The sequence below is a fragment of the Microbacterium sp. Leaf159 genome (assembly GCF_001423615.1).
Lineage (GTDB): Bacteria > Actinomycetota > Actinomycetes > Actinomycetales > Microbacteriaceae > Microbacterium.
Map to the genome: position 1 here is coordinate 1,409,104 of NZ_LMOU01000001.1, position 24,822 is coordinate 1,433,925.

24 protein-coding genes are annotated in these 24,822 nt (G+C 68.7%); 13 read left to right on the top strand and 11 right to left on the bottom strand.

What is annotated here, in order from left to right:
* The first annotated feature begins 156 nt into the window (after positions 1-156).
* On the top strand, positions 157-819 hold the full coding sequence (locus ASF80_RS06735; RefSeq protein WP_056309130.1) for a TetR/AcrR family transcriptional regulator: 663 nt from the start codon (positions 157-159) through the stop codon (positions 817-819).
* 129 nt (positions 820-948) lie between these two features.
* Positions 949-2,184: an acyl-CoA dehydrogenase family protein gene (locus tag ASF80_RS06740; RefSeq protein WP_056309132.1), complete on the top strand. Its 1,236-nt coding sequence runs from the start codon at positions 949-951 to the stop codon at positions 2,182-2,184.
* Between the two features lie 29 nt (positions 2,185-2,213).
* Here ASF80_RS06740 and ASF80_RS06745 read toward each other — a convergent pair whose 3' ends face one another.
* The gene (locus tag ASF80_RS06745; protein WP_056309134.1) at positions 2,214-2,699 is read right to left on the bottom strand and encodes a hypothetical protein; all 486 of its coding nucleotides are present in this window, start codon (positions 2,697-2,699) and stop codon (positions 2,214-2,216) included.
* A 41-nt stretch (positions 2,700-2,740) separates the two neighbouring features.
* On the opposite strand from ASF80_RS06745, the gene ASF80_RS06750 reads away from it, so the two are divergent.
* The gene (locus ASF80_RS06750; protein ID WP_056309136.1) at positions 2,741-4,192 is read left to right on the top strand and encodes a phytoene desaturase family protein; all 1,452 of its coding nucleotides are present in this window, start codon (positions 2,741-2,743) and stop codon (positions 4,190-4,192) included.
* Positions 4,193-4,250: 58 nt separating this feature from the next.
* A complete protein-coding gene (locus tag ASF80_RS06755) occupies positions 4,251-5,294 on the top strand; it encodes an ATP-dependent DNA ligase (protein ID WP_056309138.1) in 1,044 nt (347 codons plus the stop codon).
* Positions 5,295-5,297: 3 nt separating this feature from the next.
* Here ASF80_RS06755 and ligD read toward each other — a convergent pair whose 3' ends face one another.
* The 3 genes from ligD to ASF80_RS06770 are packed head-to-tail and all read right to left on the bottom strand — an operon-like array spanning position 5,298 to position 10,008.
* On the bottom strand, positions 5,298-6,350 hold the full coding sequence (gene ligD, locus ASF80_RS06760; RefSeq protein ID WP_056309140.1) for a non-homologous end-joining DNA ligase: 1,053 nt from the start codon (positions 6,348-6,350) through the stop codon (positions 5,298-5,300).
* 40 nt (positions 6,351-6,390) lie between these two features.
* Positions 6,391-7,527 carry an SseB family protein gene (locus ASF80_RS06765; RefSeq protein ID WP_056309142.1) on the bottom strand — a complete coding sequence of 379 codons (1,137 nt, stop codon included), beginning with the start codon at positions 7,525-7,527 and terminating at the stop codon, positions 6,391-6,393.
* A gap of 27 nt (positions 7,528-7,554) precedes the next feature.
* Positions 7,555-10,008: an ATP-dependent helicase gene (locus ASF80_RS06770; RefSeq protein ID WP_056309144.1), complete on the bottom strand. Its 2,454-nt coding sequence runs from the start codon at positions 10,006-10,008 to the stop codon at positions 7,555-7,557.
* A gap of 158 nt (positions 10,009-10,166) precedes the next feature.
* Between ASF80_RS06770 and ASF80_RS06775 the strand changes: the two genes are divergently transcribed.
* The 5 genes from ASF80_RS06775 to ASF80_RS06795 are packed head-to-tail and all read left to right on the top strand — an operon-like array spanning position 10,167 to position 13,048.
* Positions 10,167-10,475, top strand: a complete 309-nt coding sequence (locus ASF80_RS06775) for a hypothetical protein (RefSeq protein WP_056309145.1) — start codon at positions 10,167-10,169, stop codon at positions 10,473-10,475.
* Between the two features lies 1 nt (position 10,476).
* On the top strand, positions 10,477-11,787 hold the full coding sequence (locus tag ASF80_RS06780) for a hypothetical protein (RefSeq protein ID WP_056309151.1): 1,311 nt from the start codon (positions 10,477-10,479) through the stop codon (positions 11,785-11,787).
* Complete coding sequence (locus ASF80_RS06785) at positions 11,777-12,343, top strand: hypothetical protein (RefSeq protein WP_056309153.1); 567 nt, start codon at positions 11,777-11,779, stop codon at positions 12,341-12,343. Before ASF80_RS06780 ends, ASF80_RS06785 begins: the two co-directional genes overlap by 11 nt.
* An 11-nt stretch (positions 12,344-12,354) precedes the next feature.
* Positions 12,355-12,756: a YbaB/EbfC family nucleoid-associated protein gene (locus ASF80_RS06790; RefSeq protein WP_162239117.1), complete on the top strand. Its 402-nt coding sequence runs from the start codon at positions 12,355-12,357 to the stop codon at positions 12,754-12,756.
* A 1-nt stretch (position 12,757) separates the two neighbouring features.
* A complete protein-coding gene (locus ASF80_RS06795; RefSeq protein WP_056309157.1) occupies positions 12,758-13,048 on the top strand; it encodes a WXG100 family type VII secretion target in 291 nt (96 codons plus the stop codon).
* A 94-nt stretch (positions 13,049-13,142) separates the two neighbouring features.
* On the opposite strand, the gene ASF80_RS06800 is transcribed toward ASF80_RS06795, so the two are convergent.
* Positions 13,143-16,220, bottom strand: coding sequence for a lamin tail domain-containing protein (locus ASF80_RS06800; RefSeq protein ID WP_056309159.1), 3,078 nt, complete (start codon positions 16,218-16,220; stop codon positions 13,143-13,145).
* Positions 16,221-16,376: 156 nt separating this feature from the next.
* On the opposite strand from ASF80_RS06800, the gene ASF80_RS06805 reads away from it, so the two are divergent.
* Together ASF80_RS06805 and ASF80_RS06810 are read left to right on the top strand one after the other, a co-directional pair.
* A complete protein-coding gene (locus ASF80_RS06805) occupies positions 16,377-16,772 on the top strand; it encodes a YccF domain-containing protein (RefSeq protein WP_056311882.1) in 396 nt (131 codons plus the stop codon).
* 31 nt (positions 16,773-16,803) lie between these two features.
* Positions 16,804-17,265 carry a hemerythrin domain-containing protein gene (locus ASF80_RS06810; RefSeq protein ID WP_056309162.1) on the top strand — a complete coding sequence of 154 codons (462 nt, stop codon included), beginning with the start codon at positions 16,804-16,806 and terminating at the stop codon, positions 17,263-17,265.
* A 6-nt stretch (positions 17,266-17,271) separates the two neighbouring features.
* Here ASF80_RS06810 and ASF80_RS06815 read toward each other — a convergent pair whose 3' ends face one another.
* Entirely contained in the window at positions 17,272-18,258 is a 987-nt protein-coding gene (locus ASF80_RS06815) for a glycerophosphodiester phosphodiesterase family protein (protein WP_056311884.1), read from the bottom strand.
* 87 nt (positions 18,259-18,345) lie between these two features.
* On the opposite strand from ASF80_RS06815, the gene ASF80_RS06820 reads away from it, so the two are divergent.
* Positions 18,346-19,275 (top strand): Bax inhibitor-1/YccA family membrane protein, encoded by a 930-nt coding sequence (locus ASF80_RS06820; RefSeq protein ID WP_056309164.1) that lies wholly within the window; start codon positions 18,346-18,348, stop codon positions 19,273-19,275.
* Positions 19,276-19,433: 158 nt separating this feature from the next.
* Positions 19,434-19,706, top strand: a complete 273-nt coding sequence (locus tag ASF80_RS06825) for a GlsB/YeaQ/YmgE family stress response membrane protein (RefSeq protein ID WP_056309169.1) — start codon at positions 19,434-19,436, stop codon at positions 19,704-19,706.
* Between the two features lie 103 nt (positions 19,707-19,809).
* Here ASF80_RS06825 and ASF80_RS06830 read toward each other — a convergent pair whose 3' ends face one another.
* From ASF80_RS06830 to ASF80_RS06850, 5 genes are all read right to left on the bottom strand, one after another.
* Complete coding sequence (locus ASF80_RS06830) at positions 19,810-21,096, bottom strand: RNA polymerase sigma factor (protein ID WP_056309171.1); 1,287 nt, start codon at positions 21,094-21,096, stop codon at positions 19,810-19,812.
* Position 21,097: 1 nt separating this feature from the next.
* Positions 21,098-21,526, bottom strand: coding sequence for a YciI family protein (locus ASF80_RS06835; RefSeq protein WP_056309173.1), 429 nt, complete (start codon positions 21,524-21,526; stop codon positions 21,098-21,100).
* A gap of 116 nt (positions 21,527-21,642) precedes the next feature.
* The gene (locus ASF80_RS06840; RefSeq protein ID WP_056309176.1) at positions 21,643-22,581 is read right to left on the bottom strand and encodes an L-lactate dehydrogenase; all 939 of its coding nucleotides are present in this window, start codon (positions 22,579-22,581) and stop codon (positions 21,643-21,645) included.
* A gap of 147 nt (positions 22,582-22,728) precedes the next feature.
* The gene (guaA, locus tag ASF80_RS06845; RefSeq protein ID WP_056309177.1) at positions 22,729-24,315 is read right to left on the bottom strand and encodes a glutamine-hydrolyzing GMP synthase; all 1,587 of its coding nucleotides are present in this window, start codon (positions 24,313-24,315) and stop codon (positions 22,729-22,731) included.
* The gene (locus tag ASF80_RS06850; RefSeq protein WP_056309179.1) at positions 24,312-24,782 is read right to left on the bottom strand and encodes a DUF3817 domain-containing protein; all 471 of its coding nucleotides are present in this window, start codon (positions 24,780-24,782) and stop codon (positions 24,312-24,314) included. Before ASF80_RS06850 ends, guaA begins: the two co-directional genes overlap by 4 nt.
* Positions 24,783-24,822 lie beyond the last annotated feature (40 nt).

A 24,822-nucleotide genomic window follows, 5' to 3' on the forward strand; every position in this document is an offset into this window, starting at 1 on the left:
ACTCGGCACCAACACGACTCCCAGCACACACGCCACCGCAGCAACACGAGCAGTCCATCTACGCAGCACCATCATCATTCATCCCCCCTGGACGCATACCCGCTCATCGTAGACGCAGCGTCTGCGGTGCTCGAAGCCGAGGTCTAGGCTCGTCCCATGCACGAATCCGCAGAACTGCGCACCGGCGTCGTGGCCGCTGCACTCGAGCTCTTCGCATCGCAGGGCTTCGACCAGACCTCCGTCGAGCAGATCGCGAAGGCCGCGGGGGTCTCGCGTTCGACGTTCTTCCGCCAGTTCGGCGGCAAGGAGGATGTCGTCTTCGCCGACCACGAGGTGCTGCTCGAACAGCTGCGGTCATTCCTCGCCGAGGGACACGACGACCCGTGGGGCGCGGTGTGCGCGGCATCCGAGTCGGTCTTCGCCCACTTCGCGCACGATCCCGAGCTCGCGCGTCGCCGCTACCAGATCGTCCGCCAGGTGCCGGTGCTCCGCGAGCGCGAGATCATCACGGTGTTCCGCTACGAGCGCCTGTTCGACGACTATCTGCGCAGCTCGCTTCCCGGCATCGATCCTCTGGACGCGGTCGGGTTCTCGGCCCTCGTCACCGCCGTGCACAACCACGTTCTGCGTCAGCTGCTGCGCGGCAAGAAGAAGGTGCCGCTCTCGACGCTGCAGACTGCTCTCGCCGACGTGCGCCGCCGATACGGCGTCTCCTCGGAAGCTGTCGCCGAGGCGCCTGACGACGTCGTCGTCGCCGTGTTCCCCCGTTCGATGCCGATCGCCGAGGTCACCCGGCGCCTGCGCACACAGCTCGACTGAGTCGCCACCGGACAGACTCGCAACCGGACTGAGACGCAGCTCCTCCGACTCCGCACGGGTTCAGACGCAACCGGAGTCGTGGAACCGAGTATCGAGGAGTACGATACTTGGTGCCACGAAGGAGCCACCATGAGCACCGCAGCCTCCCCCTTCCCCGGCGAGCGCGTCTCGTCGTACGACATCACCGGACGACAGGACAGCGACTACTACGCCGTCTTCGCCGACATCCCCGACGCCGACCGCTCTGCCTGGGATCGCGCGAAGGCGTACATCGACGAGGTCGGGCCGCAGATGGCGGATGCCTGGGACCGCGCCGAGTACCCTCTCGACGCCGCCCGCCGCATGGGCGAGATGGATCTCGTCGTCGACGGCATCGAGCATCCGTCTCTCACCCGACTCTCGCCTCTCGCCGCCGGCCTCGTGAACATGGAGATCTCGCGCGGCGACGGATCGCTCGGCACCGTACTCGCCGTGCAGGGCGGTCTGGCGCTGCGCACCCTCGCGCTCTTCGGCTCGGATGAGCAGCAGGAGAAGTGGCTGACCTCCCTCGCCGACGGTTCGGTCTTCGGCTCCTTCGCCCTCACCGAGCCCGATCATGGGTCCGACTCCGTCTCGCTCGAGACAGTGGCCAGGCGCGATGGCGACGAATGGGTCATCCGCGGCGCGAAGAAGTGGATCGGCAACGGCGCCTCGGGCGGCATCACCTTCGTGTGGGCACGCGTCGACGATGAGACCGCGGCAGAGCACGGCGCCGTGCGCTGCTTCCTCGTCGAGCAGGAGACACCCGGATACACGGGGACGCCGATCCGCGGCAAGGCGTCGCTGCGCGCCATCCACCAGGCGCACATCGTCTTCGATGACGTGCGCGTTCCGCTGGACTGCGTGCTGCCGGGGACGAAGAGCTTCAAGGACGCGTCGATCGTGCTCTACGCGACCCGCTCAGGCGTGGCCTGGTCAGCGCTCGGACACGCGACCGCCTGCTACGAGGCCGCCCTCGCCTACTCGAAGGAGCGCATCCAGTTCGGCAAGCCGCTGGCGAAGTTCCAGATGGTGCAGGAGCGACTCACCCACATGCTCGAGGACCTCACCGCGATGCAGCTCTACTGCCGCCGCCTCGCCGACCTCGAGACCGCGGGCGAACTGCGCCCCACGCAGGCATCGCTGGCGAAGTTCCACAACACGCGTGCCGCGCGGCGCGTGGCGTCCATCGCCCGTGACCTGCTGGGCGGCAACGGCATCCTGCTCGAGAACGGCGTGATGCAGCACATGGCCGACATCGAAGCGATCCACACCTACGAGGGCACCGAGAGCGTGCAGGCCCTGCTGCTCGGCCGCGACATCACCGGGATGAGCGCCTTCGCCTGACGCCCCGAGGTCGGGCACGCGGTGCGTGATCAGTCGCAGCCGCAGCCGCCGGCGGGCGTCTTCACCATGAAGCAGACGTCGCACACGCCGTAATCGCGCTCGATGAGCTTGGGGGCGCGCTGGACCTTCGGCGCAGCCGCCACGCGGGGCGTCGTCGACCGCTTGGCCTTGACCGGCGCGATCGGGCGGAACTCGCTCGGGTGCGTCACATAGAAGAACGGTGCACGGCCTTCGCTCGGCTGCAGACGCAGGGGCGTCGAACCGATGACGACGACCTCGTCTTCCGTGAAGCCGTTCGTGTAGGTCTTGCCGATGTGCAGCGCAGCGCCCTCACCACGGCGGATCGCCTCGATGTAGCGGCCGCGGTCGATGTAGGAGGAGATGCCGATGGCATCCGTGATCGCCGCGATGAACTCGTGGTTCGCTTCGGCGATGCGGTGCGCGCGCAGCGCCTCCGCGAGGGTTCGGTACGGACGGGAGTTGCCTGTGGGGGTCGGGCCCTGAACTTCATTCATTTCTTCAAGGATCTCACGCCTGAGCATGGAAGACTGGCCGAATGGCTCGCGCGACGATCATCGGCTCCGGCCCGAACGGCCTCGCTGCCGCCGTGACGCTCGCTCGCGCCGGCTACGAGGTGCGCGTCCTCGAGGCAGCGAGCACCATCGGCGGCGGTGTGCGCACCGCCGAATCCACGCTCTCCGGCTTCCGGCACGACGTCTGCGCCGCCGTGCATCCGGCTGCGCTGTCGTCGTCGTTCTTCCAGGCTTTCGGCCTCGCCGAGCGGATCGAGTGGATCACCCCCGACATCTCCTACGCGCATCCTCTCGACGACGGACGCGCCGGCATCGCCTGGCGCGACATCGAGCGCACCGCCGCGGGCCTCGGAGTCGACGAGCGCGCGTGGCTCTCGCTGCTGCGCCCCCTGAGCAGCCACGTCGAGGGGGTCGTCGACTTCACGGGCAACCAGATGCTGCGGATCCCCCGCGAGCCGGTCACCGCACTGCGCTTCGCACTGCGGATGCTCGACCAGGGCACCCCGCTCGCCAGCCGCTCGTTCCGCACCGACGAGGCCGCGGGGCTGATGTCGGGAGTTCTCGCCCACGCCAACACGCCTCTCCCCTCGCTCGCGGGAGCGGCGGCGGGCCTGCTGCTGGCTGCACAGGCGCATGCCGGCGGCTGGATGTACCCGCGCGGCGGAGCCCAGCGCATCGCCGACAGCATGGTTGCCGACATCGAGTCGCACGGCGGGTCCGTCGAGTCCGGTGTGCACGTCACCGACCTGAGTGCGCTCGACTGGGGCGAACCCGCCCGGGGCGACCTGCTGCTGCTGAACACGTCGCCGCGTCTGACCCTCACCCACCCCGACATCCCCGCCGCGTACGCGCGCGCCATCCGCGGGTATCGCTACGGTCCGGCCGCCGCCAAGGTCGATTTCGCGCTCGACGGGCCCATCCCCTGGACGAATCCGGATGTCGCGCAGTCGCCGACCGTGCATATCGGCGGCACCGCAACCGAGGTATGGGAGAGCGAGAACGCGGTCGCGCGTGGCCGGATCAGCGATCGGCCGTATGCGCTCACCGTGCAGCCGTCGGTCTTCGACCCGACCAGGGCGCCGGAGGGCAAGGCCGTGCTGTGGGCGTACATCCACGTGCCGCAGAACTCCGACCTCGACGCCACCGAACTGATCACCCGTCAGGTCGAACGCTTCGCCCCCGGATTCCGCGACCTGATCCTGGCACACCACTCGGTGCCCGCATCGTCCCGCGAGGCGATCAACCCATCGGAGATCGGCGGCGACATCCTGGGCGGCGCGTTCACGATCACGCAGGCCCTGCGCAGGCCGGTGTTCGGCCCGGCACCGTGGCGTACACCGATGCGGGGCGTGTACCTCGCCTCGGCCTCGACACCCCCGGGCCCCGGCGTGAACGGCATGGCCGGATGGCATGCCGCCCGCACCGCGCTGAAGGATGCCGGCACCCGCGTGACCCTCGACGACCTGTTCGACTGAGGCGCGTCCGCGAGCGACACCCCTTCTGCCGCAGCGCCACCACCGCCAGGATGGACCCATGCGCTACGAGATCCCCTCCCCCATGCTGGCTAAGGCGGCAGCCTCCGTGCCCGACCCCGCGAAGACGACGGGCGGACTGCTGTTCGAGCCGAAGTGGGACGGCTTCCGCGGGCTGATCTCGTGGGACGGAGACACCGTCGAGATCGGATCGCGCGGGGCGAAGCCCCTGACCCGTTACTTCCCCGAGCTCGTCGAGGCGATCCCCCGGGTGCTGCCGGGGCCGTGCCTGCTCGACGGCGAGATCGTCGTCGCCACCGGCCCCGACGGCGCACAGCGGCTCGACTGGGAGGCACTGAGCCAGCGCATCCACCCCGCGGCATCGCGCGTGGCCAAGCTCGCCGACGAGACCCCGGCGATGTTCATCGCCTTCGATCTGCTCGCCCTCGGCGACGAGGATCTGCTGAGCACGCCGTTCGCCGAGCGACGCGAGCGCCTCGAGGCGCTGATGGCCGACGTCGAGCATCCGCTGCACATCACCCGCACGACCCGCGACCGCGACGCCGCCGTGCGCTGGCTCGCGGAGTTCGAAGGAGCAGGTCTCGACGGCGTCGTCGCGAAGCCCCTCGACCAGCCGTACGCCCCGGGCAAGCGCACACTCATCAAGGTCAAGCACGCGCGCACCGCCGACGTCGTCGCCCTCGGCTACCGCATCCACAAGTCCGGTTCCGGCGTCGGATCGCTGCTCGTCGGCCTGTACGACTCCGACGGCACGCTGCGCCAGGTCGGCGGTGTCGCGGCATGGAGCGACGTCCGACGCAGGGAGCTCGTCGACGAGCTCGCGCCGCTCGTCGAACGCGACGACGCAGGCGACGCCGTGACCGGTGCGGGAGAACGCTCGCGCTTCAGCGGCTCGAAGGACGTGTCGTTCGTGCGGCTGCGCCCCGAGCTGGTGCTCGAGGTGCGCTACGACCAGCTCGAAGGAGCGCGATTCCGCCACACCGTGCAGTTCGAGCGCTGGCGCCCCGACCGCGACGCGCGCTCATGCACCTACGACCAGCTCGACACCGTCGCCGGTTACGACCTCGCCGATGTCATCGGCTGACGGTCACTCGTCGACCGGGTCACCGTTCTCGTCCCAGTTCGCGGCGACCTTCTTGCTGGGCTGCACGCGTGGGGGCTCGCCCGGCATCTTGGGGAACTCGGGCGGGAACGACAGCTCGCCGAGCCCGGCCTCCTTGTCGCGCTCCCACCATTCGAGCAGGGTGTCGATGCGCCCGGGCGCACTCTGCATTCCCGCCCACGGGTCGCCGACCTCCGCGAGCCGCTTCGGGATGCTGCGGACCGTGAACGTCTGGGGGTCGAGCCCGTCGAGCTCGTCCCAGTGCACGGGCGTCGACACCGTCGCCTCGGGGAGCGCTCGGGGGCTGTAGGCGCCGGCCATCGTGCGATCCCGATTCGCCTGGTTGAAGTCGATGAAGATGCGCTCTCCGCGCTCCTCCTTCCACCAGTTCATGGTGACCTGCTCGGGCATCCTTCTCTCCAGCTCGCGCCCGGCCGCGATCACCGCGTGGCGGACGTCGAGGAACTCGTGGGTCGGCTCGATCGGGGCGAAGACGTGCAATCCGCGGTTGCCGCTCGTCTTCACGAATGCGTTCAGCCCCACCTCGTGGAGCACCTCGCGCAGTGCGTGCGCAGCCGGGATCGCGTCGGCGAACCCCGTGCCCGGCTGAGGGTCGAGGTCGATCCTCAGCTCGACGGGGTTGTCGGGATCGGAGGCGAGAGACGCCCACGGGTGGAACACGATCGTGTTCATCTGCGCCGCCCAGACGATCGCGCTCGGCCGGTTCAGCACGATCTGCGGATGCCGACGGCCACTGTTGTATGTGACCGTCACCGCATCGACATAGTCGGGCGTGCCCTTGGGCGGGTTCTTCGAGAAGAAGCCCTCGCTGCCCATGCCGTCGCGGAACCTCTCGAGAGAGACCGGTCGGTTGCCATTGGCCTCGAGGAAGGGCGCGCCGACGAGCTGGAAGTACTCCGCGAGCTCGGCCTTCGTGATGCCGACCTTCGGCCACACGACCTTGTTCGGACTCGAGAGCACGACCTCGCGCTCACCGTCCGGATCGACGACGGTCAGGGTCACGCGTTCTGAGGCCATGCTCCGACCCTAGGGCGCACGTGCGGCGCGCGGAAGACCGTCAGGCGTCGAGGTCGACGGCCAGGATGAGCACCGACGTCAGGGCGTCGCGCTCGACCACCATGGTGGGTCCGGCCGGGTCGACGACCACGCCTGCCATGTCGATGTGACTCGACAGGAGCTTGGCGAGCTGCTCGGGCTCGAACGGCAGCGGGCGGTCGCCGCGGCCGAGGGCGAGCACCTCGAGCGGGTGCGAGAACAGCTGCAGGAACCGCTTGCCGTCGGGGGTCTGCGCCTCGGCGATGCCGACCTGCCCGTTGGGGTTGCCCTCGTTGACGGCGACCCACATGCGCTTCGTGGCGAGCGCCTCGCCGAGCTTGGCTGCGGTGTCCTGCTCGCGCGGAGCGGCGACGATCGACTTGACGGTCATGTCGACGTCGGCCTGCTCGAGCGCCTTCTGCAGGAGTTCGGTCGGGAACACCACGCGGTGAGGAGCCGAGGCGTTGTCGACGATGAGGCCGGCGAACTCGCCCGAGACGACCTGCTGCAGCACCGAGGTCGTCGGCTGGGCGACGGCCGACGTCGCGGTCGGGTCCTTCTCGAGCTGCACCGAGTCGCGCACGGCGGCGGCCGAGCTGAACGCGAGCATGAACTGACGATCGCCGTCACGGACCACGGCGACGGCCAGGGGCTTGCCCTCGCTGATCTGGGCACGGGCGTCGCCGTTCACCCGGATGTACAGGTGCCCCTGCAGGGCCTGGCGCAGAACGCCGAGGAGCTGATCGTTCGTGGCGCCCTGCTCGACCTGCTTGAGCGACTCGCGGAGCAGGACGTTGTCCTTCATGCCCGCGACCGTCTCTGTCTGCTCGGGCGGCAGTGCGGGTGCCAGCGGAAGACGGCGTTCGGCTTCAGGAGCCGGAGTGGCGGCCGGTGCCGCCGGGGCCGGAGTGGTGGTGGCTGCCGGAGACACGGGGGCCGCGTCGGGGTCGGGGAGCGCGACCTCGGGGCCCGCCTGGGCTCCCACGCCGCGGAACGCCTGCACGGAGATCCCGATGGTCGGGGCGGCCTCGGTCACCTCAGAGGCAGCTTCTGCCTCTTCGGCAGCGTCGACTGAGGACTCCTCGGTCTCTGTCTGGGTCTCGATCTGGTCGGCGACGACGTCGTCAGCGGACTTCTTGCGGCGGGAGAACAGGGCCATATCAGCCAGCCTAACCCGCGAAACCGCTCAGATCTTCTCGATCGGCGCGACCTTGATCAGGAGCTTCTTCTGGCCGGCCGAATCGAAGCGCACGTGCGCGATGCGCTTCGCGCCCTCACCCGTGACCGCGTCGACCCGTCCCTCGCCGAAGTCGGAGTGACGGATGCGATCGCCCGCGGTCAGCTCGAGGTCTCCGTTGTCTCGCATCTTCGCCGTCACCCGGTTGGGGAACTTGTCCATCGCGGTCGACAGCGGCTTGAGCGAGTCACGACCCGGCAGCTGCTTGACCGCGAAACGGTCGCCCGAACCGGAACCGCCGAAGCCGCCGGCACGACGCGCGTTGAGCGCACGCGACTGCATTCCGCCGCGCGAGTTCACATCACCCGGCGACTGGCGCCAATCGATGAGCCCCGCGGGGATCTCCTGCAGGAAGCGACTGGGCATCGCGACCGAGACCTCGCCGAACTGCGCGCGGGTCATCGCGAGAGAGAGATGCAGGCGCTTGCGCGCACGCGTGATGCCCACGTAGAAGAGTCGCCGCTCCTCCTGCGGGCCGCCGGGCTCCCCGGCCGAGATGCGGTGCGGGATGAGATCTTCTTCGACACCCGTGACGAAGACGGCGTCGTACTCGAGGCCCTTCGCCGTGTGCATCGTCATCATCGAGACCGAACCCGACTCGTCGTCGAGGTCGTCGGCGTCTGAGACGAGCGCGACCTCGGTGAGGAAGTCGACGATCGTCCCGTCGGGGTTGTTGCGAGCGAAGTCGCGCGCGACGGCGACGAACTCGTCGAGGTTCTCGACCCTGGCCTCGTCCTGAGGGTCACGGCTCGCGCGCAGTGCGTCGAGGTACCCGCTCTTGGACAGAAGAACGTTCAGCCCGTCGGCGACCGTGGTCGGTGCGGGCACCTCGCCGGAGGCGGGGAGCATGATCTCGGTCGCCTCGGCGAGCACCGCGTCGAGCTGAGCGATCCCCGCCTGGATCTTCGGGCCGAAGCCGAGCTGGTCGGGCACTGACAGCGCCTGGCGGAACGTGATGCCGTGCTCCTCGGCGAAGCGCGCGATCGTGGTCTCGGTGACGTCGCCGATACCGCGCTTCGGCTTGTTGAGGATGCGCCGCACAGCCATCTCGTCTGCGGGGTTCGCCACCGCGACGAGGTAGGCGAGTGCATCCTTGATCTCGGCGCGATCGTAGAACTTGGTGCCGCCCATGATCTTGTAGGGCACGGCCGAGCGGATGAAGATCTCCTCCAGCGCGCGGGACTGCGAGTTGGTGCGATAGAAGACGGCCATCTCTGAGTACGGCATGCCCGAGCGACGCAGCACCTCGACCTCGTCGGCGACGAACTGGGCCTCGTCGTGCTGCGAGTACCCGGTGAAGCCGACGATCATGTCGCCGGCGCCCTTGTCGCTCCAGAGCTTCTTGTCTTTGCGGTCGAAGTTGTTGCCGATCACCGAGTTCGCAGCCGACAGGATGTTCTGGGTCGAACGGTAGTTCTGCTCGAGGAGCACGACGCGGGCGCCGGGGAAGTCCCGCTCGAACTCGCTGATGTTGCGGATGTCGGCGCCGCGGAAGGCGTAGATCGACTGATCGGAGTCGCCGACCACGGTGAGTGACGCGCCCGCGAGCTCGGGGGTGGTTTCAGGTTCGAAGATCATCATGCCGTTCGAGGCATACGGATCGGGGGCGTCGCCGGACACCGGCCGAGTGAGCTCGTGGATCAGCGCATACTGGGCGTGGTTGGTGTCCTGATACTCGTCGACCAGGATGTGGCGGAAGCGCCGGCGATACGTGTCGGCGACCTGCGGGAACGCACGGAACAGGTAGACCGTCTGCCCGATGAGGTCGTCGAAGTCGAACGCGTTGGCCTTCTGCAGCTGTCGCTGGTAGTCGGCGAACAGCTCGACGAAGATCCGCTCGGCCGGGTCGCTCATGTTGGCCTGGCGCGCATAGGCATCGGCATCCGACAGCTCGTTCTTGAGCTTCGAGATGCGGGACTGCACGGAGGCGGGGGTCAGACCGTAGGCGTCCGCCTCGTGTTCCTTGACCAGACGCTTGAGGAGCGCGCGCGAGTCGCCGGAGTCGTAGATCGTGAACGACTTCGTGAAACCGAACTGCTGGGCCTCGCGCCGCAGGATGCGCACGCAGGCGGAGTGGAAGGTCGAGATCCACATGCCTCTGGCCGCGTCGCCGATGATCGCCTCGACGCGCTCGCGCATCTCGCCCGCAGCCTTGTTGGTGAAGGTGATGGCGAGGATCTGGCTCGGCCAGGCCTCTCGTGCCCGCAGCAGCGAGGCGATGCGGCGGGTGAGCACGCTCGTCTTGCCCGACCCGGCTCCCGCGACGATGAGCAGCGCGGGGCCGCGATAGGTCACGGCCTCGAGCTGCTGAGGGTTGAGGCCGGCGAGGAGGTCGTCCTGCCCCTGCTCCCCTGTGGGGCGAGGGCCGACGGATCCGGGGACGATGAGGGGGGCTTCGGTCATGGCCTTATGAGTCTAAGCCGCGCCACCGACACTGGCCGCGGGCGAGGGCGAGCGCCCGGAGCGGGAGCTTGGCAACGTCGGGCGCCCGACCTATCGTGGAACCTGTCTGCTCGCCGCTCCGGCGGGTGGACACGCAGATTTCGGGGGGAGCTCGACCGATGGCGGAGATCGAAGTCCACAGTGATGCCTACGAGGCCGCACGCAGTGCACTGACGGAGGCGGCAGCGAAGCTGGCATCGTCACGCAACAGCATCTCGTCGGCGGTGCCCGGCATGGCGTTCGGTCCGATCGGGGCGTTCATCCCGCCGGTGCTCAACTCGATCGGCGGGGTCGTCGAGGGAGCCGCGGGCTTCGTCGGGACGGTCTCGCAGCGCACCGCCGACGGTGTGCAGAAGGCCGTCGAGGGCTTCCGCACGGTCGACGACACCGGACGCGCAGACCTCGACCGCATCGCCGCGGAGGGATGACATGAGCACTGCCGTCCTCCCCGAGGCCGATGCCGCGGCATCCTCACTCGCCTCCGGAAGCTGGAGCAGCCAGCTCCCCGCCGGAGGAGGTGCGGGCGACGACTGCGGCGGCGGCCTCAATGGCTTCGCCTCCGAGATCATGCAGTTCGTCCGCCCCCTCGAGGAGCTGCTCGAGAAGGTGACCGGCGATCCTGCCGGGCTCTATCAGGCGTCGCATGCGTGGGAGACGTATGCCGGTGACGTGCAGTCGACCTCCGCGCTCTATCAGCAGGCCCTCACCCAGATCAGCGGCCACGTGCAGGGGATCACGGCCACCGTGGTCGAGGGGTCGCTACGGGTTCTCTCCGCCGCGACGCACTCGATCGCGGACTGGTCCAAGGTCATGAGCCAGGCCCTCCAGCTGTGCGTGCGCGCGGTCGAGATCATGCGCTCCCTGGTCTGCGCCGGCTTCGAGCTGCTGTCCACCGTCGGCGGCAGCATCAAGGACTTCCTGTTCGGAAGCTGGCCGTGGGAGCTCGACAAGAAGGCTCAGGTCATCCGCGACTTCGCCGACAACTGCGCGCAGGTCGTCGCGGAGGCCACCTCCAACATCGACCGCGCTCTGCAGGCGCTGCGCGAGATGCTGCGTCTGGCGACCGACCTCTACCGCGCGATCATCCCGTTCCACCAGCGCCTCGAGGACATCCTCGGTGACCTGCTCGAACAGTTCCCTCCCGGGAAGCTCCTGGGGCCCTTGGGCGGCCTCCCCGGAGGCCTGCCTGCCGGCGGGATGGGAGACACCTACGACCCCGGTCCCTCTCCGTACCCGGGTTCCGATCACCGATTCGTCGGCGACTACGACCTCGGCTACTCCCACCAGTTCGATCTCGGCGCCACCGACATGACGACCGAGCAGCTGAACCAGATGCTGCAGCAGGAGTTCGGACACGTCTTCCTCCCCTCTCGCGAGGGAGACAACTCGCAGCTCAACATGCAGCTCACGGGCGAGGGGCAGACGATCAAGACCTCGCTGTTCGGCATGGGCATCCCCGGTGTCACCTCGGGAGACATCGTCGTGCAGCAGGTGACGGATGACGGCTTCGTGATCGCCGCCCAGCCGGGGCATCCGGAATACCCGGGCGAGGTCGCTTTCCGGCTGCGCAACGTCGACGGCCACGGCGTCTTCGAGGTCACCGGAGCCTACGACGAGACGATCCTCTCGGGCATGGGCTTCTCCGGCAACACCAACCCGGCCTACGCCGGCATCGCGGATGTCAGCATCTGGTCCGACATGCAGTACCGACTCGAGGACATGATGCACTATGGCCGCTAAGCGCTGGTTCGCCCTCTCCGCCGTCGCCGTGGGCGTGCTCGCGCTCACGGGGTGCGCGATCGGGGGCGGGAGCTCCGAGAGCGACGTCCCGCACGATGCCGCATCCGGCGGCCAGACGCTCTCCGAGATGCGGGACTCGTTCGATGCGCTCCCGGGCATCGTGGTCTCCGACATCGTCGGCGGCGAGAAGCCGAACGTGAAGGGCAACACCGGCTACGCCGTCGCGCTCGAGGTCGAGCCGGGCTATGCGATCGCCGACGGCGCCGCGCTGGTCGACTTCGTCGTGACATCGGTCTGGTCGGTGCGCGAGGGATACATGCCGAATGCGCGCATCGACATCAGCGTGCGCACCTCCTCGGGCGGAGGCTTCGACGTGGCCGCTGCAGCGGCGCAGGCAGGCTGGGCGCAAAGCGCCGCGACGACGCCGAGCTCCTACAGCTCCGCCGCCATCGAGGTGACCGACAACAAGGACCAGGGCACTCGCAACCTCGAGCGACTCGGCTCCTGGCCGGGCGACGCACCCGAGGTCCCCACCGGCGTGACAGTGCAGGAATGACGGAGGACGACATGAGCGACAACACATTCGGGATCGACGAGGGATTCGCCGCAGCCCGCACACAGCTCGACGACATCAACCGGCAGGCGCAGCAGAACCAGGCACGCGCGCAGGCGCTGGCGACCGACGTCGAGACTCTCGTCGAGTCGGCTCGCAGCCCCCGCGGCGAGGTCACCGTTCGGGCGAAGGTCGGCGGAAAGCTCGCCGGACTCGAGTTCGGCCCCTCCGCCGAGGCGCTCACGCTGCAGGCTCTGGCCCAGGTGACGCTGGAGACGATCGCGCAGGCGCAGCACAACGCGATGTCGACGCTCGCCGACCGCAGCGCGGAGCTGTTCGGCGAGGAGTCCGACATCGCGACGAGCCTGAAGTCGGACGCGCGACGCGGCTATCCGTCTCCCGGACTGGAGCGCTGACATGGATCTCAAGGTCGACCCAGACCGGCTCGCCGAAGCGGCCGCGAGCGGCGCAGCCTCCGCCGCCTCGATCGTCGAGTCGCTCGACTCCCTCGCCGGCACTTCGCAGGACCTCCGCAGCCGCTGGGAGGGTGAGGCCCAGAACGCCTACACGCGGCGTTCGTCGGCGCTCGACTCGCAGTGGCGCCTGCACGCGGGCACGCTGCGTCTCTCAGCCGAGCGTGCCGCACGCCTCGCCGAAGAGTACCGCCAGGCGGACTCCGACGGCGCCCGCGCCGTGCTGGGTCTCTGACACCGCTTCACACGCTGCCGCGGCAGCACACACGAGAGGGAGGATGCGCGGATTCTCGCGCATCCTCCCCGTCGTCATTCGCGACGCGAGGGCGTCAGACTGTGCTGCGGCGACGGCGGACGATCAACACACCCGCGACGATCAGCATCAGAGCCAGCGCGATCACGGCGACAGGCACCTCGGCGCCCGTCGCGGCGAGTCCGCTCGGGTCGGTGATGCGGATGTCCGCCCATCCGATCAGCTCGCCGCCTGCCGAGTAGATCGCGATCCGATGGGCGCCGAGGGCGGCATCCGTCGGAATCGTCACCGTGAGCGCACCGGACGCGGATGCCGCGCCCGAGGCCAGCTGCACGGGTTCGGAGTACATCCATACCGAGATCCGGTCGCCGGCGGTGTCGCCGCCCGCCGTCACCGTCACCTGCGAGCCGCGTGCCGCGACCGCCGGGTTCACCGTGACGCCGTTGCGGTTGGCATCGGTGAGAGCTGTGCCGGGGAGCGGAGGGTTCTGCGCACCGGGGGTGCCGCCCGGGTTCTCACCCGGGTTCTCCTCTGTCGCGCCCGGAAGCGTCCCGACTCGCAGTGCCTCGGAGGCGAAGCCGTCGGCGAACCACCACACCGGGCGCTGGCCGTCGACCGACAGTGAAGCCGGAGCGGTGGCGAAGCCCTCGTTGTTGATGTCGGGCATGCCGGTGGGGCGCGCGAAGTGCGCGATCCCCGGCTGGGCGGTGCCGTTCAGCGTGATCTGCGCCGACTGCCCGTGGCATCCGTCGTCGCAGACGGCCCACAGCACATCGAGGACGCTGTCGTAGTCGAGAGCCATGACCCCTGCGAGACCGGGTGCGATCTCCGACACCAGCGTCGCCGTGCCGTCGGCGCCGAGCGCGAAGGCGTAGACGTGGCCGTTGTCCTCGACGGCGACGAAGAACAGGCCGTCGCCGTGCCCTGCGTAGTCCGTCGAGTCGTAGGCAGCACCGGTGTTGGTGTCGAAGAGCGCACCGTCGAGTGCACTGTCGGGCACCCACTGCACGGCCTCCATGCCGAGGTTCGCACCCACGGCCGGCAGCAGCGACGTGAGGTCCCATTCCTGCTGGGCGATGAGGTCGCCGGGGGCGGCCTCGGGGTCGACCTTCAGCACGGTGTTCTGATTCACGCCCTTCGCGCTGTTGTCGCGCTCCGAGGCGACGTAGACCGAGCCAGCGCCGTCGACCGTGATGCCCTCGGTGTCAGGGCCCGCAGCACCGGGGTTCGCGGCATCCTTCTGGAATCGCACGCGCTTGCCCGATTCCCAGCCGTCGATCTGCGTGAACGATCCGTCGGCGTGGGCCTCGAGCTTCCAGATGCGCCCCTCGCCGTTGTCGACGGCCCAGAGGAACGCGCCGTCGGCGGTCTCCTGCACGTCGAGGCCGGAGCTGTCCTCGAGGAACGTCGGAACGGTGTCGAGCACGCGGACGTCGGCGGAACCGGGCCACGGCGAGACGGCGATCTCGCCGGCGCAGACGTTCGCCGCTCCCTTCGTGCTCTCGGCGGTAACTGCGAAGGCGCCGGTGACGTCGGGGCAACGGCCCCACGTGGTCGCGGCGTGCCCTGCACCCCAGGTGGTGGAGTCGATGAGGAGGTCACCGTCGAAGGCGCGCACCGAGTCGCCGTCGCCGAGGCCGAAGCCGAGGTCGGCCCCCTCGATGACGAGGTATCCGCCCGCCGCGATCGTGGTCGCGGCCGGGATGACGTACGAGTGGGTGTCGTCGTCGTCCTTCACGACGATGCCCGAGACGTCGAGGGCGGATGCCGTCGGGTTGACGAGTTCGATCCAGTCACCGGGCGATCCGCCGTCGGACTCGACCTCGTTGATGCGCACAGGGTTGCCGCATGCGTTGCGCAGGCCCTTGGTCGAGACCGCGATGTCGACGAAGTCGCCGCTGCCGTCCGCGCAGCGGGCGAGCACGCCGGCCGCATGCGCCGCGTACACGTGCTCGTCGACGACGTTGAGGTTCGCGTCGCGCAGCGTGACCGTGTCGCCATCCCCCAGACCGAACACGAAGTCGGACGGCTGGTCGAAGACGAGATACGAGCCGGGCGCGAGCACCGTGCCCGCAGGCAGCGGCGTCACCTGCGCTGCGTGGCCGACCGGGTCGCCGTCCATCACGCTCCAGCCGGAGAGGTCGACCGGGGTGCTGCCCGTGTTGACGACCTCGACCCAGTCGGTCGTGTCGCCGTTGGACTCGATCTCATTGATCACGACGTCGGGCATGACGCACGCGTTGGCCGCCCCCGGCGTCGAATACGCGAGCACGAAGGCGCCCTGGCCGTCGGGGCAGCGCGCGAGGGTCGCGGCGATGACGTCGCCGTCGATCGCGGCGTGGCCGCTCCACGGGAGCGTGTCGTCGATCAGGAGGCCCGCGTCGTCGAAGAGGCGGATGCGGTCGGCGCTGCCGATGCCGATCGGATCGCGGAACGCGGTCTCGACGCCGTCCACGAGCCCGATCGAGCCCTCCGCGACGACGAGGAACTCGCCCGCGGCGATCTCCGTTCCCGGCAGGAACTGCCAACGGTGGTCGTCGGAGTTGTCGCGGATCTCGTATCCCGAGATGTCGAGAGGGGCATCGCCCGCGTTGTAGAACTCGACCCAGTCGGCCGGCTGCGAGTCGACCTCGTTGATGACGATGCTGCCGCCCAGAGGGTTGTCGGCCGCGAAGACGTTGACTGCGCCCTTCGTGGACTCGGAGGTGTCCGCCCATTCCACGGTGCCCTCGACGTCGCGGGCACCCCAGGTCGCTGCAGCGTGAGCCGCCCACGATGTCTCGTCGACCAGCACGGCGCTCGGGTCGAACAGGCGCACCTGGTCGTCCTTGCCGAGTCCGAAGGTGAAGTTACCGACGCCCGCAGCAACCTCGTCGATCACGAGGTAGGCGCCGGGCTCGACGATCGTCCCCTCGGGGAACGTGTAGGACTCGTCCTCGCCGTTGTCCTTGACGACGTAGCCGCTCAGATCGAGGGCGACGGCGGATGTGTTGACGAACTCGATCCAGTCGCCGGGCACTCCCCCGCTGGATTCGACTTCGTTGATGCGGACACCGGATTCGGCGCCGGTGGCGGCGAGCGGAACGGCGAGCAGGGCGGCAGCGCTGAGTGCGCAGACCGTCGTGACCGCAGCCGCGGAGTGCAGGCGGGACATGGGGCTCCTGAGGGAATCAGACGGGTATCACCCCACATCACCGACACCGCATGGCTGACCGACGACCCGCAGGTGCACGGATGGTGAACGGCCGGTGGCCATTCGCCCGGAAGCAGCGAAGGGCGGATGCTCAGGCGCCGGTGCGAGGATCGTCTCGTGCGCACCATCCTCAACATCATCTGGCTGATCTTCGCCGGGCTCGCCCTGTTCCTCGGCTACATGCTCGCCGGCATCCTGCTGTGCATCCCGATCGTGACGATCCCCTGGGCGATCGCCTCGTTCCGCATCGCCCGGTACGCGATCTGGCCGTTCGGACGCGAGATCGTCAGCAAGCCCACGTCGGGCGTCGGCTCGTTCCTCGGCAACGTGCTCTGGGTGATCCTCGCTGGCTGGTGGCTCGCCATCGGGCACATCGTCTCGGGGCTCGCACTGTGCATCACGATCATCGGCATCCCGATGGGCATCGCCGACTTCAAGATGGTGCCGGTGTCGCTGATGCCGCTCGGCAAGGAGATCGTGTCGCGCAAGGGCGCTTTCGACCGCACCCTCTGACGGATCGTACGACCGACCTAGACTGACCGGGATGGATGCCGACCGCCTGATCGCCTGGGACGACGAGCTCCGCCGGGCGCACACCCGCCTCCGCGCGGCTCTGGAGGCGACGCGGGCAGCGCTCGACGACGACGCCGACGCCCCGGACGCCGCCTCGGATCTCGCACTGTTCTGCATCGGATTCTGCTCGGCGCTCGACGGACATCATCTGAGCGAGGACCGCGCCCTGTTCCCCGCCCTGCGTGAGGAGCACCCCGAATTCGGGGACGTGATCGACAAGCTCATGCAGGATCACTCGATGCTCGCGCACCTGCTCGGCGCGCTGCGCACCGCGGTCGAGAGTGGCGAGAGCGCCGAGACGATCGAACGGCACCTCGACGGCGTGGGGGCGATCATGGAGTCCCACTTCCGCTTCGAGGAGCGCGAGATCCTGACGCCGCTGCGTGCACTGCACCTGGATCGCGCCGTGCCGGACGTGCTCGGTCCACTCTGAACCGGGTCAGCCGCGGAAGAAGCCGACCCCGAGGTCCGGGTGGTCCACGAACACTCCGTCGACGCCCGTGCGGGCGATGACGCCCCATTCGGCCTCGTAGTCGCCGTACGCACCCTTGCCCCCGGCTCCCCGGAACTCCGCGGAGAGGAAGGCGTTCTCAGGACGACAGGTCCACGTGAACACCTTGAGCCCTCTGGCGTGTGCGTCGGGCACGATCGTGTTGCCTGCCGCGAGCAGCATCCGCTTGTTGACGCTGATGCCGTCGACCTGCCCCACCAGACCGTCGAGCCCTGTCGGCGCGACCGTCGCCTTGTAGGTCAGCGCCTTCTTGCCCTGCGCGACGAGCAGGTCGTAGGGACGCCCCGACGCCTCGATGAGGTAGATGTACGAGGCGGCGATGCCACGAGCCTTCAGCTGCCCGAGGATGCTCGACTCGAAGCACTCGACGATCAGCGGCAGCTCGCCGTCGGCCCAGCCCGCCGCGCGCAGGTCGCGCTCGATGAGCGGCGCGAGATCGAGCCCAATGCTCGCGAAGTACGTGGCGTGCTTGACCTCGAGCACGACTCCGATCTCACGGCCGTGCTCGACCGAGCCGTCTCGCACGATGTCGAGCACGTCGGTCAGTCGGAGGATGGCCTGTGAGCCGCTGAAGCTCGCGCTCGAGAGCCGCACCTCGGGCAGGCGTTCGCGGCTGCGCAGAGTCGTCAGCTCGTCCCACGTGAAGTCCTCGGTGAACCAGCCGGTCAGCGCCTGCCCGTCGACGCGCTTCGTCGTCTTGCGGTCGGCGAACTCCGGATGCTCTGCGACATCGGTCGTGCCCGAGATCTCGTTCTCGTGACGGACGATGAGCACACCGTCCTTCGTCGCGACGACGTCGGGTTCGACCGCATCCACCCCCATCGCGAGGGCGAGCTCGTACGAGGAGCGACTGTGTTCCGGACGGTAACCGGGCGCACCGCGGTGCCCGATCACGAGAGGCGATTTCCTGGGCACGCTCTCAGCGTAGGACACCCTGATGGCCCGGCATTCCAGGTATCGTGGAGGAAAGCGACCCACAACCCACTTTGGAGTGAGGCCCACATGAGCAACTTCGCCTTCAACAATCCGGCGTTCCAGCAGCAGGACCCGCGCAACGTCGCGACCTACCCGGGTGCGCCGCAGGGCGCTCAGGGTGCACAGGCCGCGTCGTTCCAGCACGGCACGATGGATGCTGCCGCCAACGCGCAGCTGGAGGGCATGTACGCCGCTCCCCCGGCCGGCGCGATCGAGACCGACCGCATGTCGGTCGAGGACACCGTCTGGAAGACCGCCGGACTCTTCGGCATCCTCCTCGTCACCGCCGCCATCGGCTGGTTCGTGACGCTCGGCGGCGTCGCCGCACCCGAGCAGAACCCCTACGACCAGTTCCAGCCGAACATGCTGCCCTGGATCGTCGGCGCGCTCGGCGGCTTCGTGCTCGCCATGGTGATCTCCTTCACATCGCGCAAGAAGGTCCGCCCCGCGCTGATCTTCGCGTACGCCGCGTTCGAGGGTCTCTTCATCGGTGGCATCTCGGCGTTCTTCGAGGTGCTCTACCCCGGAATCGTCTTCCAGGCCACACTCGCCACGGTCTCCGTGGTCGGCGTGACGCTCGCCCTCTTCGCCAGCGGCAAGATCCGCGCGTCGAAGAAGGCCACCAAGATCTTCATGATCGCCATGATCGGCTACCTTGTCTTCTCGCTCCTCAACGTCGTCCTGACGTGGACCGGCGTCCTGGGCGAGGGCGCGGCCTTCGGCCTGCTCAGCAAGGTCGAGATCCTCGGCATCCCGCTGGGTCTCATCATCGGCGTCCTGGTCGTCATCATGGCCGCGTACTCGCTGGTGCTCGACTTCGACCAGATCCAGCAGGGCGTGCGCAACGGCGCTCCCCGCAAGTACGGCTGGCTCGGCGCCTTCGGCATCATGGTCACGGTCGTCTGGCTCTACGTCGAGATCCTGCGGATCATCGCGATCGCCCGCGGCAACAACTGACGCATCGTCGCTCGAAGAGGCCCGTCTCCTTCCGGAGGCGGGCCTCTTCGCACACCCGGAGGCTCAGGCGCAAGGGGTTGGCTGATAATCAGCTGAGAGGGCACAGTGGTTCACACGAGCCCTGGCACCCCGGGGCTCACGATACATAGGAGCTGAACATGAGCTTTCTCGGATTCCTTCTTCTCGGCCTCATCGCCGGCGCGATCGCAAAGCTGATCCTTCCCGGCAAGCAGGGCGGCGGATGGTTCATCACCCTTCTGCTCGGCGTCGTCGGCGCCTTCCTCGGCGGATGGCTCGGCAGCCTCATCCTGAACCGTCCTCTCACGGAGTTCTGGGACCTGGGCACGTGGCTCCTCGCCATCGGCGGCTCGATCATCGTGCTGCTGATCTACGGCCTGATCGCCGGTCGCGGCAGCAAGGCCCGCAGCTGACCACATCGCGCACCGCGCGGTGAACAGAACCGCCCCCGTCGGAAGCAACGCTTCGGACGGGGGCGGTTCTTCGTATGAAGGCGGTTCCTCGTGCGGGTGGGCGTCAGCGCTCCGCGGCCCTGGCTTCGAGCAGCGCCCGCTCCCTGTCGTTTCCCGCGAGCGCGGCGGCGACGGCGAATTCGCTGCGCGCCTCCTCGTCGCGGCCGAGACGCAGGAGCAGCTCGGCACGCGTCGCCGGCAGCAGGTGGTAGCCGGTCAGAGCGCCCGAGGCTGAGAGCCGGTCGATGATCTGCAGGGCGGATGCGGGACCTGTCGCCATCGCCACGGCGGCCGCACGGTTGAGTTCGACCACGGGCGAGGGGGCGATACGGCCGAGAGCCTCGTAGAGCACCACGATGCGGTCCCAGTCGGTCTCGGCGACGCTCGCCGCGAGCGCGTGGCACTCGGCGATCGCCGCCTGCAGACCGTACGGGCCGCGACCCGAGCCGAGCGCATCCGCGGCCGCCAGCGCGGCGCGACCGCGCGCGATACGCCCTCGATCCCAGCGGCGCCGGTCCTGGTCGGCGAGCAGCACGGGTTCGCCGTGCGCGTCGACCCTGGCCGGAAACCGGGCGGCCGTCAGCTCCATGAGGGCGAGAAGGCTGTGCACATCGCGCTCCCGCGGCATCAGCGCCGCGAGCACGCGCGTCAGCCGGATCGCCTCGAGGCTCAACTCCGGTCGCATCCAGTCGGGGCCGCTGCTGGCCGCATGGCCCTCGTTGAAGATGAGGTACAGCACGCCGAGGATCGCACCCAGTCGAGCCGTGTGCTCGTCGCGGGGAGGCATCTCGAACGGCACGTGCGCTGCGGCGAGGGTCTTCTTCGCGCGGACGATGCGCTGCTGCACGGTCGCGGTGGGAACGAGGAACGCCCTCGCGATCTCCTCGCTCGACAGACCGCCCACCACCCGCAGCGTCAGAGCGACCTGTGCTTCGCGCGACAGCACGGGGTGGCACGAGATGAAGATCAACCGGAGCACGTCGTCGTCGACGGCATCCGGATCCCACGGCGGCGCATCCGCGGCCTCGGCCTGCTCACGCTCCAGGTCGTGGGCGAGCACCGCCATGCGGTCGTCCAGCCGCTCTCTTCGGCGCCAGCCGTCGACAGCCTTGCGCTTCGCGACCGCCGTGAGCCACGCTCCGCCGTTGCGAGGGACGCCGTCGATCGGCCACTGCCGCAGCGCATCCACCAGCGCCTCCTGCGCCAGATCCTCCGCGAGACCGAAGTCACCGACCGCCCGCGTCAGCGTGCCGACGATCTTCGCGGACTCGATGCGCCACACGGCGGCGACGGCGCGCTCCGCGGCACTCGTGTCGGGGGCTGAGCGCGCCGTCTCGCTGTCGTCGGTCATGTCACTGCTGGGCGCGGCGCGCCTCTTCCTCTTCGCGCCAGCCCTTCTCCTTCTCGATCCACTCGTTGTCGGCCGGGAAGTCGGACTCGTCGGTCACGCGTCGCACCTCGAGGAACGAGCCTGCGCCGAGAGGTGCGCGGCTCGCCCACTCGGCAGCCTCCTCGCGCGTCGATGCCTCGATGATCCAGAAGCCGTTGAAGAGCTCCTTCGTCTCCCCGTAGGGGCCGTCGGTGATCAGGGGCTTCTCGGCGCTGAAATCGACCACGAAGCCCTCCGAGGCGTCGCTGAGTCCCTCACCCGCGAGCAGCACGCCGGCCTTGATCATCGACTCGTTATACGCACCCATGGCTGCGATGACCTGCTCGAACGGCATCTCCTTGTACGCCTCGACCGCTTCGTCGTTCGAGCGCATGATCAGCATGTACTTCATGATGTTCTCCTTGGTGGGTGGGGCCGTCTTTCGACCCTCTCATTGAAGACGTCGAACGGGAACGACTCGGATCGACAGGCTCGACGAAGATTCTCGAGAATCTTTTCCCGAAGGGGTCAGCCGAGCTCGTCGATCGCCACCCGGATCGCGTCGGCTGAGGCCCGCAGCAGGCTCAGCTCACGCTCGCTCATCGGCGTCTCGGCCAGCGGCACCGCACCCGCAGCACCCACCACCGAGGGCACCGACAGCGCGACCCCGTGCAGCCCGTACTCGCCGTCGAGCACCGTCGCGACCGGAAGCACCGCCCGCTCGTCATGCAGCACCGCCTCGGCGATGCGGGCGCAGCTGACGCCGATCGCGAGGTTCGTGGCTCCCTTGCCTCGGATGACGGCGTACGCCGCGTCGCGCACCTCGATCGCGATCCGGTCGAGCTCCTCGGCCGTGAACGGCTCGTCGGCAGGCCAGTCGAGGATCGGCACGGACCCGATCGTCGCATTCGACCACAGGGGGAACTCCGTGTCGCCGTGCTCGCCCACGATATCGGCGTGGACGCTCGTCGTGCTCACGTTCGCCCGATGCGCGAGACGCCAGCGCAGACGCGAGGTGTCGAGCACGGTACCCGACCCGAACACCCGGTGGGGAGGCAGACCCGAGACCCGCTGGGCCACGACCGTCATCACATCCGCCGGGTTGGTGACGATGATGAACACCGCGTCAGGAGCACGCTCGACGAGCTGCGGCATGAGCTTCTCGAGCAGACGCGCATTGATGCCCGAGAGCTCCATGCGGGTCTGTCCCGGCTGCTGCTTCGCACCGGCCGTCACGACGATCACGTCGCTGCCGTCGACGACCGACAGATCGGAGCCTCCGCTCACCGCGGCAGAGGTGAACTGCGTGCCGTGCGCGAGGTCGAGCACCTCGGCATCCACCTTGTCGGTGGCGATGTCGTAGAGCGCGACCTCGGCCGCACTCCCCCGGATCAGCGCCGCATACGCGACGCTCACTCCCACGCTGCCCGCACCGATAACCGTGATCTTCGTCCGCGCCTTGGTCATAGGCTCATCCTGCCCGAAATACCGCGAACGGGCACGGACCTGATGGTCCGTGCCCGTTCACCTGATCTGCGCGGGAGCGCTCACTCCCACTCGCCCGCTGGCGCGGTCGAGCGCCACGCTGTGCCTATACGAGCGGGAGCTCCTGCGTCACTCCCACTCGATGGTTCCCGGCGGCTTCGACGTCACGTCGAGCACCACGCGGTTGACGTCGCGGACGCCGTTGGTGATGCGGTTGGAGATCTTCGAGAGCACGTCGTACGGCAGACGCGTCCAGTCGGCGGTCATCGCGTCTTCGCTCGAGACGGGGCGCAGCACGATCGGATGCCCATAGGTGCGACCGTCGCCCTGGACCCCGACCGAGCGGACGTCGGCGAGCAGCACGACGGGGCACTGCCAGATGTCCTGGTCGAGTCCTGCCTTGGTGAGCTCCTCACGAGCGATCGCGTCGGCCTCGCGCAGGATCTCGAGGCGGTCCTGCGTGACCTCGCCGATGATGCGGATGCCGAGGCCGGGCCCGGGGAACGGCTGACGACCGACGATCGCCTCGGGGATGCCGAGCTCGCGACCGATCGCACGCACCTCGTCCTTGAACAGGGCGCGGAGCGGCTCGATGAGCTCGAAGTCGAGGTCATCGGGGAGCCCGCCCACGTTGTGGTGGGACTTGATGTTGGCCGTGCCCGCACCACCACCGGACTCGACGACGTCGGGGTACAGCGTGCCCTGCACGAGGAACTTGACCGGTGCTCCGCCCGAAGCCTTCGCCTCGGCGACGAGGTCGAGCTGCACCTTCTCGAACGCGCGGATGAACTCGCGGCCGATGATCTTGCGCTTCTCCTCGGGGTCGGTGACGCCCTGGAGGTGACCGAGGAAGGTGTCGGCCGCGTCGACCGTGATCAGTCGCACACCGGTGGACTCGACGTAGTCCTTCTCGACCTGCTCGCGCTCCCCCTTGCGGAGGAGCCCGTGGTCGACGAACACCGCAGTGAGCTGGTCGCCGATCGCCTTGTGCACCAGAGCCGTCGAGACGGCCGAGTCGACACCGCCGGAGAGCGCGGAGATGACGCGAGCGTCACCGACCTGCTCGCGGATGCGCTCGATCTGCTCGGCGATCACGTTGCCGCTGTTCCAGTCGGATGCGAGGCCCGCGCCCTTGTGCAGGAAGTTCTCGAGCACCTGCTGCCCGTGGTCGGAGTGCTTGACCTCGGGGTGCCACTGCACGCCGTAGAAGCCACGCTCCTCGTTCGCGAACGCGGCGACCTTGGTGGCGTCGGTCGTGGCGAGCACGTCGAAGCCCTCAGGGGCCTTGGCGACCTGGTCGCCGTGGCTCATCCAGACGTTCTGCTCCGCCGGCTGGCCGCCGAGCAGAGTGCCGCCGTCACCCGAGATGACGGCATCCGTCGCACCGTACTCGCACAGGCCGGTGTTCGCGACCTCGCCGCCGAGGGTCTGCGCCATGTACTGGAAGCCGTAGCAGATGCCGAGCGTCGGCACGCCGAGCTCGAAGACGGCAGGGTCGAGACGCGGGGCGCCCTCTTCGTAGACCGACGACGGACCACCCGAGAGGATGATCGCGACGGGGTTCTTCTCGGCGATCTCGGCGGCCGTGGCGGTGTGCGGCACGATCTCGCTGTAGACACCGGCCTCACGCACTCGGCGGGCGATCAGCTGCGCATACTGCGCGCCGAAGTCGACGACGAGCGCAGGGCGCTGCTGGGTCTCGGACTGTTCGGTCACCGGACACCTTCCGTGGCAGGGGCGGAGGCCGAGGCGGCCTCCCTCGAAGCGAGGTAGGCCTTGACGTCGCGGGCGACGATGGCCTCCATGAAGAATGACAGGAGCGGGATGACCCCGCCGAGCGCGAGCAGGATGAAGCGCAGGAACGGCCAACGCATCAGGCTCCACATCCGGAAGCACGCGAAGAGGTACACGACGTAGAACCAGCCGTGCGCGACGAGGATCGAGAGCGAGATGTTGAGTCCGTCACCGGTCGACTCGAGGCCCTCGGGCCCCTCGACGACGGGAGCGAACCAGAGCAGACCGCCGGATCCTCCCGCGAAGAGCTCGAGTCGGATCGGCGTGTACTTCAGCACCATCTCGGCGACCAGCAGGAGCAGCATGACTCCGGTGATGATCGACGCGACCTGGTAGAACTTCAGCGCACCACGGATCGCCGGAAAGCTGGCGACTTTCGGTTCGGGCATGACTCCAGTCTAGCTGGGGAGAATCCGCGTCGATTCCGGC